The sequence below is a fragment of the Paraburkholderia sp. BL10I2N1 genome, assembly GCF_004361815.1.
Taxonomy (GTDB): domain Bacteria; phylum Pseudomonadota; class Gammaproteobacteria; order Burkholderiales; family Burkholderiaceae; genus Paraburkholderia.
Genome location: NZ_SNWA01000002.1, coordinates 3,306,368 through 3,320,384, shown reverse-complemented (window position 1 = coordinate 3,320,384; position 14,017 = coordinate 3,306,368). Strand labels below are relative to the sequence as shown.

Below are 14,017 nucleotides of genomic sequence, written 5' to 3'. Positions count from 1 at the left end.
ACATCCCCTAATCTCGTCATTGCGCGGCAACACCAGGCGCCATGTGCAACTGGCCGGCGTCCAACCCAATAGCCGCCCAGGTGATTTCTCGCAAAGGCCGATAAAACATGCTCGCTGCGGTGTGCCGTCCATGACAAAGATCAGAAGCAGCACGATGCCTACGACTTCCCGAGAGATGCCCTTTGAAGATAGGGTGCAAGCAGAGAGCGATACTATAGAAACGTTGTTGAATACCGAACAGGATGCCGGTCTGTTGGGCAACCGCCAGATCAATTGAGCACAACAGGCGTCGATGTGATTCATACACACGACGGCCAAAAGCATCACGACGCCTATAAGCAAGCGCCCGCCCGCTCCCCCCTCGACGGACCTCGCTCGCATCGATGCGCAACCCGCACGTCAGTTCCGCCCCATCATGATGTCAACTCCTCTGTCCGCGACTGCCATGACCGTTGCATTGGTATTTGCGCTAATGACCGACGGCATCATGGAGGCATCGAATACGCGCAAACCCGCTACGCCCTTCACCCGAAGATCGGCAGTCAAAACGGCCATGGGATCGCCAGATCGGTCCATACGGCAAGTCCCGCAAGGGTGATAGTTGCTGTCCGTTGTACGGCGCATATAGCTCAGCAACTGCTCGTCCGACGGAATGGCTGCACCGGGCTGACTCTCTTCGCTGATCACGTTGGAAAGCGGCGCAGTAGCTGCGATGCGACGCAGGTAATTCATCGCGTACAGCAGCCGGGACTGGTCAGAGGGATCACTCAACCAGTTTGGATCAATCAATGCGTCATCTTAGGCTGGGGAGCAGTTTCCCAAACATCGACAAGTAGATAAGTGAGCATTGCGCAGACTGCAGCAACAGCGGCTGCAACGAACAACACCGAGGAAAAGCCAAGCTCAAAGCTATTGCGGGCCACAAAAATCACTTGATCTGTCACAGCCGGGACGGTACGTCCCCCGGTGTCCCCGGCGACAATATGCGAGACAACCAGTTCGATCGTCTTCCCATCGAGTTGCGGGAGCCCTTCATTCGCTGCGGCCCGTATGAACTGACGCCTTGTCTCGCTGGTCAAGATCGCGCCAAGGCATGTGATACCGAGTACAAGTCCAACGAAGCGCAACGTGGCACCAATTCCAGATGCCATTCCACTGCGTTCGGGCGGGATCACAGTCATAGAAACCTTCGTTGTTTCACCGTTGAGCAGACCTGCCCCGCAACCAGTGATCAACATCCCAATCCAAAGCAACTTCAGCGAACCACCCGAAAGTACCACCAGCGCAGTACTGAGGTTGCCGCAAGCAACAATGCATAGGCCGATCGTGAGAATGGCTCGCCCTGACATGCTGCGAGCGAGAATCGCCCCGACGCGGGGAAGAAAAAACAAGGGGAGCGCGAACGGCATCATGGTAAATCCAGCCAAGGCCGGATTGAAGCCGAAGCTATTCTGCAGGTACAAAGGCAGATACGTCATCATGACTTGGGCCGCTGATGCAAATCCAAGCATGGCAATACTGCTGCCCAAGAACGTCCGCCTGCGAAACAGCGAAAAATCAACCATGGGGCGCTTTTGAACCAGTTCAGCGATCACGAAACAAAACAGCAGTGCGGCCGCGACGGAAAGCTTGCCGAGAGTTACGTTGCTGAGCCAGCCGTCAACGTTGGCGTTTATCAGCCCCCAAACCGAACAAAAGAGCCCGCCTCCGAAAAACGTTATCCCGGCGAAATCCAACTTCTGCGAATGCGGGTCGTTTGATTCGTCGACTGATGAGAATCCGACGGCGATCAGCGCGGCCCCAACAGGGACGTTGACCAGGAACGCCCATCGCCAGCCGACGGTAGACGTAATAAAGCCGCCAATTAGAGGGCCTATCGCTACAGCTACTCCGACGAGCGTTCCCCAAAATGCGAACGCTCGTGCCCTCTCGGCGCCGCGAAAAGTATGACCCAGTACTGCCAGAGCAGCACTAAGCTGGAGTGCCGATCCAACACCTTGCAGCCCACGCGAGGCATTTAGAATAAGGAAATTGGGCGCCAGACCGCAAACAAAGGAGGCAGCCGTAAAGAGCAACATGCCGGTCAGTAACAAACGGCGCCGTCCGAATCGGTCAGCGAGGGCTCCCGCAGGCATCAGGAACGCCGCAAACGGCAAAACGTATGCGCTGACGACCCACTCGATGTCTGTAAAACTAGCGTTAAGATCTCTAGCTATCGTCGGTAGCGATACCGCGACAATATTCGAATCCAGCATGATCATGAAAGATACGCCAGATGTGCAAAGCAGAACTCGAGCACTTCGCGTCGACAACCAGCGCCTCACTCTTGCGCGGCGAGCGCTGTTCGGCAGGGCTTTTTTGGCGGAATCGCCGAAAGCACGTGACCTTTCATCCATATGAGTGCTCCAATCTCGATTTTAGACGCCTCCGAGCCGCTGCGGATGCTGACGAATCAGATCGACGTTCAACGGTCAACGGCCCCAACCGCTCATCGTTTGTTTGCGTCGCCAATATTGGGCGTATGTGCACATACCGCCAAAGGCGACCCTTGTGCTCGATGTTCAGCGAGTCGCGGCGAGTTGGAATTCTTATGCAGGCAAGGGCCCTGGGATCGACTGGGCCATCCGTTTGCCCACCCCACAACGTTCATCGCACCGTTGAACGATGAAAACGGGAAGTCCGTCAATACGAATTTCCGGCTGCTGCCACACCAGAACTCCGAGCGCTTGGTCCTGGAGAGACTGAGCGCCCGCTCACCAAGCGGCGGAAAGGCTGGACCCTGACGGGCGCAGGAAACATGAAAGTCAACGTAGAGGAAGACCCGTGCAATAGTCTGGACGGGACCTCTGCGGCTACGCGTCTTATACCCGCGTCAGCGTCGTTTGCTCGGTGGGGCCAACGACTCAGTGATCCTTTGCTGCTCATGAAGGGGTCACAGAAGTTCGACCGCAAGCGCAATACCTTGGCCACCGCCAATGCACAGCGTGACGATGCCACGCTTCAAGCCATCGCGCAGTAAGGAGTGAAGCAGGCGGGTCGTGAGTACAGCGCCCGTTGCGCCGATCGCGTGACCATGCGCAATCGCACCACCCTCCACGTTGACTATTTCGTCTGGCAGACCAATCCGTTTCATGACGGCTAGCGGGACAGCGGCGAAAGCCTCATTGATTTCAACTCGATCGACATCCGTCAGGCGCCATCCCGCGCGCTCAAGCACCAGCCCGACTGCGGGGGCAGGCGCGATACCAAAGATGCCCGGCTCGACCGCAGATACTGCGAATGCAACGAGCTTCGCTACAGGCTCGAGATTGTTCTTGTCAGCGAAGGCCCGGGTCGAGACGAGCATGCCCGATGCTCCGGAGTTCAAGCCTGGCGCGTTGCCTGCAGTAATAGTGCCGTCCGGCCTGAAGGCTGGCCGCAACTTCGAGAGGGTCTCGAACGTCGAATCGGGGCGGGGCTGCTCGTCGACAGAAAACTCGACGAGTCGTTTCCCGAGGGATATCTCAAGGGGGACGATCTCATTTTTGAATCTTCCTTCTGCCTGGGCATTCGAAAAGCGGGTCTGTGACCGCTCTGCCCAACGATCCTGCGCCTCCCGGCTGATACAGTATTCCTTGACCAGGTCTTCAGTGTGCCATCCGGAATGCTCGTTTGAAAACGCATCGTTGAGGCCATCGCGCAGCATGCTATCAATGATCAACGTATTCCCCATGCGGCTGCCCCATCGGCCGTCAGGAAAGAGATAAGGCGCTCTGTCCATGTTTTCCATCCCCCCGGCAATCACAGCCGCGGCTGTGCCAAGGGCTACTTCCTGAGCGGCTGTTACGATGGCCTGCGCACCGGAGCCGCATACGCGGTTGACCGTGAGGGCGGGGGAAGACACCGGAAGGCCGCCTTTAATTGATGCCTGGCGCGCCGGATTCATGCCGTTACCAGCCTGAATCACGTTGCCGAGGACGGCAGAGTCCACCTTCGAAGCGGGCAACCCGGTTCGACGAAGGACCTCCTTGACCACTGAGGCACCCAAGTCGGTGGCAGGTACGCCCTTGAGAGAGCCGTTGAACGCGCCAATCGCCGTACGAACCGGTGCGGTCAATACAATTTCCGTGTCTTTGAACATATCATTTCTCCGTGTGCTGCATATCTGCGCTGACAGCGACGCACGCCCATGCGTGCGTCAAACCTATTGGAGGCGTGGAACGGACTGCATCGTCGCGCCGGTTTACGATGCGGTACGCTGGAGTCCGTATGCCTGAAGGTGCGAATAAGCGACGTCCAGATAAGGGGTGTCGATCGAGTGCTGCTTTGCGCGCTGGATCATGTCGCCAGCGATGGCGTCTGCCTCAATCTGCCGCGCCCCAACGTCAATATCGCGCATCATCGAAGCCGCCCACGTTGAGTCCGGATCAAGCAGAGAACCTTCCAAGCTGCGGACAGCGGCATCCTCAAGCGCAAATCCCGATCTCAGCGCAACTTGCTGGCATTCGCTGATCAACGCGCGAATCAGGTGCTCGCCCTTGGCCGTATGCATGATTTGGCCGATCGTCGAGCGCATCAGACAAGTCGCTGCGGCGCCTGCGCAAACCATGACCCATTTTTCCCAAAGCTGAGCTTCAATCCGTTGGGACAGAGTGCGGTCCCCCGCGGTGCGAGAAAAACATTCAAAAATCTTCCGGGCAGCATCCGCCTGGACCGGATCGCGCGTCCCGATAATCAACTTGTCGAATGGACTCAGATGAGCGATATCACCATTCGGCAACAACTTTGTGGCGATGTAAGCGATACCACCAAGCACGCGGTGACGACCGAAGTGGCGGTCGAGAGCGTCGTAAGTCGCAAGTCCGTTAAGCAAGGGAAGGATGACAGAGTTTTCTGCAACGGCGGGCGCAATGGAGACAATAGCCGCATTGAGGTCGTAAGCCTTGCAAGTGAGAAGCACCAGGTCATACCGGGGGTCTACATCCTCTGCCAGTACAGTTTTGACGTTTGACAGGATGTCACCGGAGGCACTTTTCACGACAATCCCGTTGGCCTGTAGGACCTCCCGGCGCTTGGGCCTGACGAGGAAGGTCACATCGGCTCCTGCCTCTAAAAGACGAGCACCGTAATATCCACCCAGCGCGCCTGCTCCCAGCACTAGAATTCTCATCTCATCACCATTGTGAAGACATTGGCAATCGCGCAAGATAATCGCGCGCTCGCGAGGAATAACACCCGCCATTTCACATTCCGATGGCGGGTAGAGGTGCGTCAGAAACCGTTTATTGAAGCACCGCGTTGCAAAGCTTCGCGAGGCGCTCGTCGAGTGACCGACCCTGTACGTCGATTGCAGCGCTGTGGTACTGACCCAACAGACTTGACGGCTTGTCGTACTCGATGGTCGTACCGCCCTGAGAGTTTTCATAGACCATGATGCGCAATGGTGCATATAGACCGGCACCCATGTTCTGACTTGTCATCTCCACGGCCGTCAAAATGTTGCCGGTAAAGTACTCGGTTCCATGCTTCTGAACCCCCTTCAGAGCCAACCAGTTGGTAAAGGAGCCTGTGTAATGGATCATCAGGCCGTATTTTCCCGCTGCCTTCTGGAGCTCGGTCTGAAGTTCATCTGTACGCTTCTCCTTTGCCATTTGGCGGTAGCGGTCATCGAGCTTTGAGAGACTGCCCTCAATGTCCGCAATCACCGCCGGGTAAGGCTTGCTCGAAGAGACAGTCACGTGTTGCACAACCATCGACGTTTCCGAAACGTCCACAGTTGCCGCGTGGGCGGACATGCTCGCGAAGAAGGATGCAGACAGGCAAAGGGTGGCCAATCGGCGTGCGACGTTGACGGTTGACTTCACGATAAATATCTCCTTATTGATGATGGTTCGAGTACCTGATTCTTTACACGCGACACGCGATGCTTTGCTCAGAAGCTAACGTTGTCTCCGCCCTTCAGGTGCAGCATCTCCCTCGCTTCGTCCGGCGTTGCGACTTCCAGCGAGAACTCGCTAAGCATGCGCGTTATCTTGGTAACTTGATCCGCGTTACTTCTGGCAAGCTGGCCTCGTTCGATATACAGGCTGTCTTCAAGCCCCACGCGGACGTTTCCTCCCATAAGAGCCGACTGCGTTGCCACCGGCATCTGGTGGCGGCCCGCAGCAAGAACGGACCAGATGTAATCGGTACCGAAAAGACGGTCCGCGGTACGTCGCATGAAAACGACGTTGTCCGCCTCAGGCCCAATTCCGCCCAAGATGCCGAACACACTCTGAATAAAGAAAGGCGGTTTGACGAGTCCCTTATCGAGGAAATACGCGAGGTTATATAGATGGCCGATGTCATAGCATTCGTGTTCGAAGCGGGTGCCGTGGTCGGTCATCAACTCATAGATTCTTGCAATGTCTCGGAACGTGTTGCGAAAGATGAATGCCTCGCTCGCCAGAAGGTATTCCTTCTCCCACGGAAATTTCCATTCAGAAATTTTCCCCGCAAGCGGATGCATTGAGAAATTAATGGAGCCCATGTTCAGCGAGCACATCTCTGGATGAAACATGAGCGCTGCCGCGAGCCGGTCTTCAACTGTCATTTCGGGACTACCGCCCGTTGTCAGGTTAATGACGGCGTTCGTACGTTCCTTAATAACTGGCAGAAACTTCGAGAAAATCTCTGGATTGCCGGTCGGGGCGCCCGTCTCCGGGTCGCGTGCGTGAAGATGAAGGATTGATGCACCTGCTTCTGCAGCGGCAATCGCCTGCTCTGCGATGTCCTCAGGCTTATACGGCAGATAGTCGGAAAGCGTAGGGGTGTGAATAGCGCCTGTCACGGCACAAGTGACAATGACTTTACGCTGCTTCTTCATGGCGGCTCCTGATTGATTGCAACCTGACAGCGCAGGTCCCTGTTGGTGTTTACACCAAGTGATGCGAATTGCTTTGATGACGCTATATTGCGTGTATATACTCGCATTGTCAACGGTGTTTACGCGAGTACAACGCATACACGGAAGACGCAGCGCAATGAAGTCAGCGCGTCACGAAAACATTGAGGCAAGGAGGCGGAGATGCACCCGACAGAGTTTGGAAATCTTGAGTTCGACCGGCTGGAATCGGCAGGAGCGGTGGAAGAGTCGACAGAGCTTGTTGCGAAGACGTGGGAGTTGGCCAAGACCCGGAACCGGTTTGTCTGGCCGCTGCTTGGGGGATCGCTCGCTATCTACTTTGGTCTGTTGATTTTGGTCCTGTCATCGCCCGCTGCGATGAGCCAGTCTCTGTATGGTGAGATCAACATCGGCCTGGCAGCGGTGGCTGCGCAACTGCTTGTAACGGTGGCTGCTTTCTGGGCCTATTGCACGTGGGCGGCCGCGAAGTTCGACGCACGCGCGGCCTCTTTGAGGTTGCATGCGCAACAAGCTACTCGCGAGGTCCAACATGTCTAATTTCATATCTGGCGGCGGCGTCCGGATTGCTGCATTCGCCGCGTTCATTCTGCTCAGTCTGTTGTTGACGAGTTGGGCTTCGCGTCGGTCAAAAGGAGCGGCTGGATTCTTTGTTGCAGGGCGCAATCTCACGCCAATGCAAAATGGGCTTGCGATTTCTGGCGACTTCATGTCCGCCGCGTCGTTCTTGGGGGTAACAGGGCTCGTGGCGCTGTTCGGGTTTGACGGTCTCGTTTATCAGGTTGGGTTTATCGTCGGTTGGTTGATGATCATGTTGATTGTCGCCGAGCCGGTGCGCAACTGCGGCAAATACACTCTGTCGGACGTTGTTGCGCTTCGTCTGCCGTCGGCATCGGTGCGGGGGGCAACTGCCGTGTCGTCGCTGCTCATTGCCCTGGCCTATCTGCTTGCGCAACTCGTGGGTGCTGGCGCGCTCGCAAGCCTCTTGCTGCCGATTGGCACGGATGCAGCAGTGATTCTGATCGGCGTGCTCATGATCGCCTATGTGCTGTTCGGCGGCATGGTCGGAGCGACGTATGTTCAGATCGTCAAAGCTATCCTCGTATGGTCTGCGGCAGCTTTTCTGCTCGTGCTAGCGCTCGCACATTTTTCGTTTGACGTTGGGGCGATGTTCACGAAGGCTAAAGCCTCTTCTTTGCATCCGGATCACTATCTGATTCCAGGGGCGTACCTTAAAAACCCTCTGGACACCGTTTCGCTCGCGATCGCTCTCGCTCTTGGAACGGCTGGACTTCCGCACGTCATGACACGTTTCTACACCGTACCGTCGGCGGTCGACGCAAGGCATTCGGCAAAGATCGCACTCGTTGTCATGACATCATTTGCAATCATGGTCTGTCTCTTAGGCTTTGCAGCATGCGCAATCGTGGGTCCGCAGTCGATCCTCCAATCAAACAAGGCAGGTAATAGCGCAATAACGCTGCTCGCTGTCTCGTTGGGCGGTGGCGTGGGATCGTTCGGCGGGGAAATGTTGCTTGCCTGTGTATCCGCGATCGCGTTCGCGACGATCCTCGCGGTTGTGTCCGGCATCATGATTTCCTCCGCATCGACGATTGCCCACGACATTTTTGCGATGCTGATCTTCCGCAACGACGCGCAGGACAAGCGTCAGGTTCGTGTGGCCAAGATTGCGACTGTGACGTTTGGGATAGTCGCAATCTGCCTCGCGCTGGCAGTGAAGTCCTTGAACGTCGCGTTTCTTGTCGGACTTGCTTTTGTCATTGCGGCCAGCGCGAATCTGCCCGTCATCCTCTTGACACTCTACTGGCGCCGATTCACTGACGCAGGCGCCGTCGCGGCCGTCGTTGTTGGTGTTCTCTCTTCAATAGGACTTGTCCTTGTGGGACCGGCCGTCATTGGCGCACATGGTCTCGTGTTCAAAACTACTACGCCACTGATTTCCCTCGCCAATCCGGGAATCATCAGCATCCCTTGCGGCTTTGTGGCTGGTTGGCTCGTCTCGTTGATCACTTCTCAAAGAACGTCTGCCAGTAGCTTCGAAGAGCAGCAGTTGCGGATGCTTAGCGGGTACGGTGCCGAGGAGGCGATCGAGCACTGACGCCGGCACCCTCGCTCAACTACACGTTATCTATAAAGGAAACAAGATGACTTCACTTGATACCGAAGCGATCCAATTCGCGAAAGACGGCGATGTTGCCGTCATCACAATGCAGTTCGCCCCCCATAACCTTGTGGGAAAAACGCTGTCAGAAGCGTTGATCGACAACCTGAAGCGTGCCGAAAGAGAGAAGGCGCGAGCGGTCGTCATCAAAAGCGGATTGCGACATTTTTCGGCTGGAGCGGAGATGTCGCTTTTTGAAAACGCAGGCGCGCGTCGTAACGACGTTGACTTCGTCGGTGTCCTTCGCGCCTTTGATGAACTTCCGATCCCGATCATTTCCTCCGTCCATGGTATCGCCGTTGGCGGTGGATTTGAGATTGCTCTTGCTTCAGATCTGATTATCGCCGCAGCATCCGCAAAGATGGGCCTAGTCGAAGCGACGCTGGGGCTGCACCCTCTCATGGGGGGCGTGCAGCGCCTTATCGACCGCGTCGGCCTCGCGAGGGCGAAAGAAATCGTCTTGCTTGCTCGCAGGCACGACGCGGCGACGCTCGAGCGCTGGAACGTGATCAATCGTGTCGTCCCCGACTCTGAACTGGAAGCTGTGACGATGTCGGTCGCTCGAGAAATTGCGGCTGGTCCGACCGTCGCTCATGCCGCCACCAAGCGGCTCGCCTCGCTTTACAGTAACAATGGGATGCGTGCAGCGGATGAGGCAATGGCCGATATCGCTGATGCCATCTACCGGACCGCTGACCTTCAGCGCGGTCTAGACGCATTTGCAACGACGGGACCCGGTAGTGCGGTCTTTGAAGGCAACTGAAAACGAGGATGACATGAGCAAGGGGCCACTTTCAGGCATCAAGGTAATAGACTTCTCGCGCGTGCTTGCGGGACCGCACTGTGCGAAGACGTTGCATGACCTCGGCGCCGATGTAATTAAGGTCGAGCCGCCGCGACCTGACATTTCGCGTTCGGCGTTGCCGCAATACAACTCGATTTCGTATTACTATATTCAGCAAAATGCTGGAAAGCGCAACGTCAGCCTTGACCTGAATTACCCGGAAGCGCGGGAGATTGCGAAGAAGCTGATCAGTGAAGCCGATATTCTGGTTGAGAACTTCAGAGCCGGGACACTGGCGTTCTTCGGTCTTGACTACGAGTCCGTGCGCGAGATTAACCCGAGACTCATCTACGTCTCCATCAGCGGATATGGTCAAGGCGGCCCGCTGTCGCATCGTGCTGCCTATGCGCCTACTGTGCATGCAGAGTCAGGGTTCACGTCCACTTTCCTCTCCCATCTGGGAGACGACCTCGCGCAAGACCGACACGATCCCTATTCGCACGCTGACATTTACACCGGTCTTGAAGCTACCATCGGGGTGCTCGCAGCCTTGCATCGCCGCGGCGTAACCGGTGAGGGGCAGCATATCGACGTGGCAATGGCTGCCACCATGCTGGCCATTAACGAGCGGGTGCACGTGGACTTGTCCGATGCCGATCTCGGGGCCGAACCTCCGGCGCTGGGGCCGTCATTCTCGCCATTCTTCCGGACGAGCACCGGCGAGAAGATCACAATTGCTACGAGCGTCGTTGCGAGCCTGTCGTTCCCCCTCTACATCGGCGCAATGCGACGTGCGGACCTTGCGCGCGATCCACGCTTCCAGACGCCGGAACTTCGCAAAAAAAATCTCGCCGAGTTTCATCAGATCGTACAGGACTGGATCCTTACGTTCGATAGCCTTGCGGCGTTGGACGCTCAACTGGACGAGGCCAAGCTGGCGTTCGGCGTGGTTAGGGACATCAAGGATTTCGCCGAATCAGAGTGGGCGCAATGGTGGGGTGCGACCGAAGCTATCGATGACCGCGCGGGCGGCACAGCACGTGTGCCGGGGAAGCCGTGGCGATTTTCGGCCAATGAACTCGAGCATCCCGGCATTCCCGCCTTCCGCGGAGAACATAACTGCGAAGTGCTTCGCGAGTTGGGCTACACCTCGGAACAGATTGCGGAGCTGACTAACCGGAACGTCATGACGAAAGACCCAGCTGTTCAGTAGTCGCTGATCCAAGGAAGAATCTCTGCGCCGGTGGCAGAGATTCCCAGTTTTGTACTGTCGTTTTGCAACGTCGATAACAAAATGCATATGCCCGTATACTAACTTTTGACATGGATTTTTCCTGAGAGGCCCCGATGGAATTGCTGCAATGTAACTGTTCGTTTTTGCGCAGTGCGACCCGTGCCCTTTCACTAGCGTACGACGAAGTACTTAGACCAAGCGGACTACGTATCACTCAATTCTCCATGCTTGCGCGTGCGTCGGCAGTGGGGGAGATGTCGTTGAGTGAGTTGGCAGATTTGATGGCAATGGATCGCACAACACTGGGCCGCAATCTGCAGCCACTCGAACGGGAGGGCCTCGTACAAATCAACGTTGGGGAAGACAGGCGCGAGAGACTTGTCAGCGTCACTCCGGCTGGCCGGAAGCTCTTGGCTCGTGCATTGCCCCTATGGGAGAGCGTGCATCTGCGGTTTGAGCAGAAGTTGGGGAAACGCGAATCTAAGGAACTACGCCACACGCTCAAGAGGATTGTGAATGTAGGCAGGGAATTGTCTGCGGAGAATGAGACAGTCATTGGTTGAAGTGGCTCATTGGCCTCATCGACTGCGGATCGGCGATCGACTTACGTCATCGAAAGCTGGAGGCGACGATGTAAGCACCAACCGACGGCTGCATTGCACAGCAATATCGTATCCACTGATATGCGGGCTTCGCGGATTTGGATGGCTTCGACCGCACTTACCGGGTAGTCGTCAGGGCCATACTGGATCGTGCTTATACCTCTGTTGCCTTAAAGCCCGGAGCGAAACCGGGGCGGAGCGTTGCACACCACTTTGATTTGGTCAGCGGGTTACTGTCGCGATGCCTTGATCAGGTGAATTGCGTCGATGAAAGTGGGAACTCGGGGACTGGTGGGCCCGGTACGAGATCGCGGTCTTTCTTGATACTGACGTGTTTGCGACACGACGCTTTCTTGGAGCGTGTTGTTGCGGGATCCTTTTGGCGGAGGTTCGGCTATTCGGGGATGCTCGCACCAAGTTCCTGCAGCACTTCGCCAGCGTTTCGAAACGCTTCGACAGCTGCAGGCGCCCCAGCATATATTGCACTGTGAAGTAAGACCTCGCGGATTTCGGTTGTAGTCGCACCATTGTTAATGGCGCCACGTATATGGCCTTTCAGTTCGGCACCTTTTCGAGCGCGGCAAGCATTGCGCATGTGCAGAGGCTCCGGGTCTTGAGATCAAGCCCGTCGCGTAACCACGTCGTGCCCCACGCATGCTCATTCAGCCATTCCTGCAAAGGGCGGGAAAACGCGTCAGCAGACGACATCGCACGCTCGACGAAGTCTGCCCCCATCACTTGGGTGCGGCGGGCCATACCGGCCTCTTGTGAATTGTTGCTCATCATGTGCTCCTTAGTTCTCGCGTACATGGTCTACTAGCGCGTTCTTCAGCGGGTCCCAATGCTGCCTCGTTGGCGGTGGGGTGCAGCACCGAGCCGGGTTGCGTCTTCTGCGAAAATCAAAACTTGTGACGAAGCCCAACGCGAGTCACGAGTTGTGAGTTCGCACCTGCGTTCCCGATGAAAGAAGGTGCGGAACCGATCTCAGCCTGAACTTGGACAGAGCGGCCGGCAACCGAGTTGCTGCCCGATGCCTTTTGATAAACCGCCAGGAAGTAAATGTCCGTACGCTTCGACAGCGCGTAGTCAACTGCTCCATTGACCTGGTGCCATTTCCCTTCGAAACGATCACTGAGGTCGGAGAATGTGTAGCCTAATCCGACATTAAGTGCTGCAGTGAACAGATATCGGCCGCCAATTTCGTAGTTGTTCAGTGTTGACGATCGACCCGCCAGCGGTTCCAACTTTGTGCGCGTCCAGTTAGCCCATGCCAGGCCAGCGCCAATTGCATACCGGCTCCCGATGCCGAACGTTTCGAGGTCGCGGAGGCCTCCGGTATTTACGTTCGCGACGCTCACGCCAAACGGTGGTGTTGCTCCGTTGGGATAGCGAGTATTGGTGTAGGCGGCGCCGATGGCGAAGGGACCGTTCGTATAATTCGCACCGAAGCTATAGGCGCTCGATGAACCTTGGGTGGTCGTGGTGCCGGCGGTTGTCGTCGGCGCACCGGAAAAGTTCGTCGAGTTTGAGAAAGCGTACATCGCGCCGAATGTCAATCCCGCAAAATTTGCGCTGCTGAACTTTACGGCATTGTTGAGACGACTCTGAACGAGCTGGTCGAGGTCGTTAATGTGATAAGCGTAATTGCCCGCAGGTGTCTGACTACCCGTCGTGTACCCAGCGCCGAGAATATCGGTTGAAAGCGAGTACTGGCGGCCAAGCGTTAGGGAGCCGATTCCAACCTTCGCCAGACCGACGTACGCTTGGCGTCCGAACATTGCACCGCCTTGTCCCAGCGTGCCATCACCGCTGTTGAAACCATTTTCCAGCACAAACAGTGCTTTGAGGGCGCCCCCGAGGTCTCCGGCACCTCGAATTCCGAAGCGGCTACCTTGCGAGACACCGTCACCATATTTTAGAACGCTGCCATGTCCTGTGGCGCTCGCTACCTTGTTGACGTATGGGAAACCAGCGTCAATAACGCCGTAAAGCGTCACGCTATTTTGTGCGTGACTATCGACAGGTAATGCGCTGGCAGGGCTGCCAGCGGCTGCGGCTGCGGCTGCAAAGAAGGTTTTCTTCATCATGACGTCTCCGTTGACTCTTGTCTTGCTGTATGGTCGTTTTCATAGCGCCAGCCTTCTGCCCGCCCCGATTCCCAGTTCGCGCCGAAGACGAGAGAAGGGCGTACAGGCCTGCCTTCCACAGCCTGTTGCTGTCAGTGCCGCCGACGGCAGTCTCCAGCCGCGCGGACACAGCCGGTTCCTACCTTTGAGCACTTCCCAAACTGCATCGTGAACTACCTCACGTTAACGACGTTTTCACGAAACGCCGT

At 56.5% G+C, this 14,017-nt stretch carries 12 protein-coding genes and 1 pseudogene; 5 read left to right on the top strand and 8 right to left on the bottom strand.

Annotated elements, in window-relative coordinates; translation table 11 throughout:
* Window positions 1–399: 399 nt before the first annotated feature.
* The 6 genes from B0G77_RS37370 to B0G77_RS37345 form a co-directional block, all read right to left on the bottom strand.
* Window positions 400–789, bottom strand: a complete 390-nt coding sequence (locus tag B0G77_RS37370; RefSeq protein ID WP_133666744.1) for a GMC oxidoreductase — start codon at window positions 787–789, stop codon at window positions 400–402.
* Window positions 786–2,261 carry an MFS transporter gene (locus tag B0G77_RS37365; protein ID WP_243751367.1) on the bottom strand — a complete coding sequence of 492 codons (1,476 nt, stop codon included), beginning with the start codon at window positions 2,259–2,261 and terminating at the stop codon, window positions 786–788. The genes B0G77_RS37370 and B0G77_RS37365 overlap by 4 nt, the downstream gene beginning before the upstream one ends.
* Window positions 2,262–2,932: 671 nt before the next feature.
* A complete protein-coding gene (locus tag B0G77_RS37360; protein WP_133666742.1) occupies window positions 2,933–4,120 on the bottom strand; it encodes a thiolase family protein in 1,188 nt (395 codons plus the stop codon).
* Between the two features lie 102 nt (window positions 4,121–4,222).
* A complete protein-coding gene (locus B0G77_RS37355; protein ID WP_243751366.1) occupies window positions 4,223–5,221 on the bottom strand; it encodes a ketopantoate reductase family protein in 999 nt (332 codons plus the stop codon).
* Between the two features lie 40 nt (window positions 5,222–5,261).
* Window positions 5,262–5,843, bottom strand: a complete 582-nt coding sequence (locus B0G77_RS37350) for a DUF302 domain-containing protein (RefSeq protein ID WP_133666741.1) — start codon at window positions 5,841–5,843, stop codon at window positions 5,262–5,264.
* A 68-nt stretch (window positions 5,844–5,911) separates the two neighbouring features.
* Window positions 5,912–6,844: a 3-keto-5-aminohexanoate cleavage protein gene (locus tag B0G77_RS37345; protein ID WP_133666740.1), complete on the bottom strand. Its 933-nt coding sequence runs from the start codon at window positions 6,842–6,844 to the stop codon at window positions 5,912–5,914.
* 201 nt (window positions 6,845–7,045) lie between these two features.
* Here B0G77_RS37345 and B0G77_RS37340 point away from each other — a divergent pair, with 201 nt between their 5' ends.
* The 5 genes from B0G77_RS37340 (at window position 7,046) to B0G77_RS37320 (ending at window position 11,643) form a co-directional block, all read left to right on the top strand.
* The gene (locus B0G77_RS37340; protein ID WP_133666739.1) at window positions 7,046–7,420 is read left to right on the top strand and encodes a DUF485 domain-containing protein; all 375 of its coding nucleotides are present in this window, start codon (window positions 7,046–7,048) and stop codon (window positions 7,418–7,420) included.
* On the top strand, window positions 7,413–8,999 hold the full coding sequence (locus B0G77_RS37335; RefSeq protein ID WP_133666738.1) for a cation acetate symporter: 1,587 nt from the start codon (window positions 7,413–7,415) through the stop codon (window positions 8,997–8,999). Before B0G77_RS37340 ends, B0G77_RS37335 begins: the two co-directional genes overlap by 8 nt.
* 46 nt (window positions 9,000–9,045) lie before the next feature.
* Window positions 9,046–9,825 carry an enoyl-CoA hydratase/isomerase family protein gene (locus B0G77_RS37330; protein ID WP_133666737.1) on the top strand — a complete coding sequence of 260 codons (780 nt, stop codon included), beginning with the start codon at window positions 9,046–9,048 and terminating at the stop codon, window positions 9,823–9,825.
* Between the two features lie 13 nt (window positions 9,826–9,838).
* Window positions 9,839–11,059 carry a CaiB/BaiF CoA-transferase family protein gene (locus B0G77_RS37325; protein ID WP_133666736.1) on the top strand — a complete coding sequence of 407 codons (1,221 nt, stop codon included), beginning with the start codon at window positions 9,839–9,841 and terminating at the stop codon, window positions 11,057–11,059.
* A 134-nt stretch (window positions 11,060–11,193) separates the two neighbouring features.
* Window positions 11,194–11,643 (top strand): MarR family winged helix-turn-helix transcriptional regulator, encoded by a 450-nt coding sequence (locus B0G77_RS37320; RefSeq protein WP_133666735.1) that lies wholly within the window; start codon window positions 11,194–11,196, stop codon window positions 11,641–11,643.
* 433 nt (window positions 11,644–12,076) lie between these two features.
* Here B0G77_RS37320 and B0G77_RS37315 read toward each other — a convergent pair.
* Both B0G77_RS37315 and B0G77_RS37310 read right to left on the bottom strand, forming a co-directional pair.
* Window positions 12,077–12,465: pseudogene (locus tag B0G77_RS37315) on the bottom strand (carboxymuconolactone decarboxylase family protein).
* A 116-nt stretch (window positions 12,466–12,581) separates the two neighbouring features.
* The gene (locus B0G77_RS37310) at window positions 12,582–13,769 is read right to left on the bottom strand and encodes a porin (protein ID WP_208116548.1); all 1,188 of its coding nucleotides are present in this window, start codon (window positions 13,767–13,769) and stop codon (window positions 12,582–12,584) included.
* Between the last annotated feature and the right edge of the window lie 248 nt (window positions 13,770–14,017).

What these genes read in the sequence shown, in the direction of transcription:
- B0G77_RS37365 (WP_243751367.1), bottom strand. Translation starts at nt 2,261, where the DNA reads ATGATCATGCTGGATTCGAATATTGTCGCGGTATCGCTACCGACGATA.
- B0G77_RS37360 (WP_133666742.1), bottom strand. Translation starts at nt 4,120, where the DNA reads ATGTTCAAAGACACGGAAATTGTATTGACCGCACCGGTTCGTACGGCG.
- B0G77_RS37355 (WP_243751366.1), bottom strand. Translation starts at nt 5,221, where the DNA reads ATGGCGGGTGTTATTCCTCGCGAGCGCGCGATTATCTTGCGCGATTGC.
- B0G77_RS37345 (WP_133666740.1), bottom strand. Translation starts at nt 6,844, where the DNA reads ATGAAGAAGCAGCGTAAAGTCATTGTCACTTGTGCCGTGACAGGCGCT.
- B0G77_RS37340 (WP_133666739.1), top strand. Translation starts at nt 7,046, where the DNA reads ATGCACCCGACAGAGTTTGGAAATCTTGAGTTCGACCGGCTGGAATCG.
- B0G77_RS37335 (WP_133666738.1), top strand. Translation starts at nt 7,413, where the DNA reads ATGTCTAATTTCATATCTGGCGGCGGCGTCCGGATTGCTGCATTCGCC.
- B0G77_RS37330 (WP_133666737.1), top strand. Translation starts at nt 9,046, where the DNA reads ATGACTTCACTTGATACCGAAGCGATCCAATTCGCGAAAGACGGCGAT.
- B0G77_RS37325 (WP_133666736.1), top strand. Translation starts at nt 9,839, where the DNA reads ATGAGCAAGGGGCCACTTTCAGGCATCAAGGTAATAGACTTCTCGCGC.
- B0G77_RS37320 (WP_133666735.1), top strand. Translation starts at nt 11,194, where the DNA reads ATGGAATTGCTGCAATGTAACTGTTCGTTTTTGCGCAGTGCGACCCGT.
- B0G77_RS37310 (WP_208116548.1), bottom strand. Translation starts at nt 13,769, where the DNA reads ATGATGAAGAAAACCTTCTTTGCAGCCGCAGCCGCAGCCGCTGGCAGC.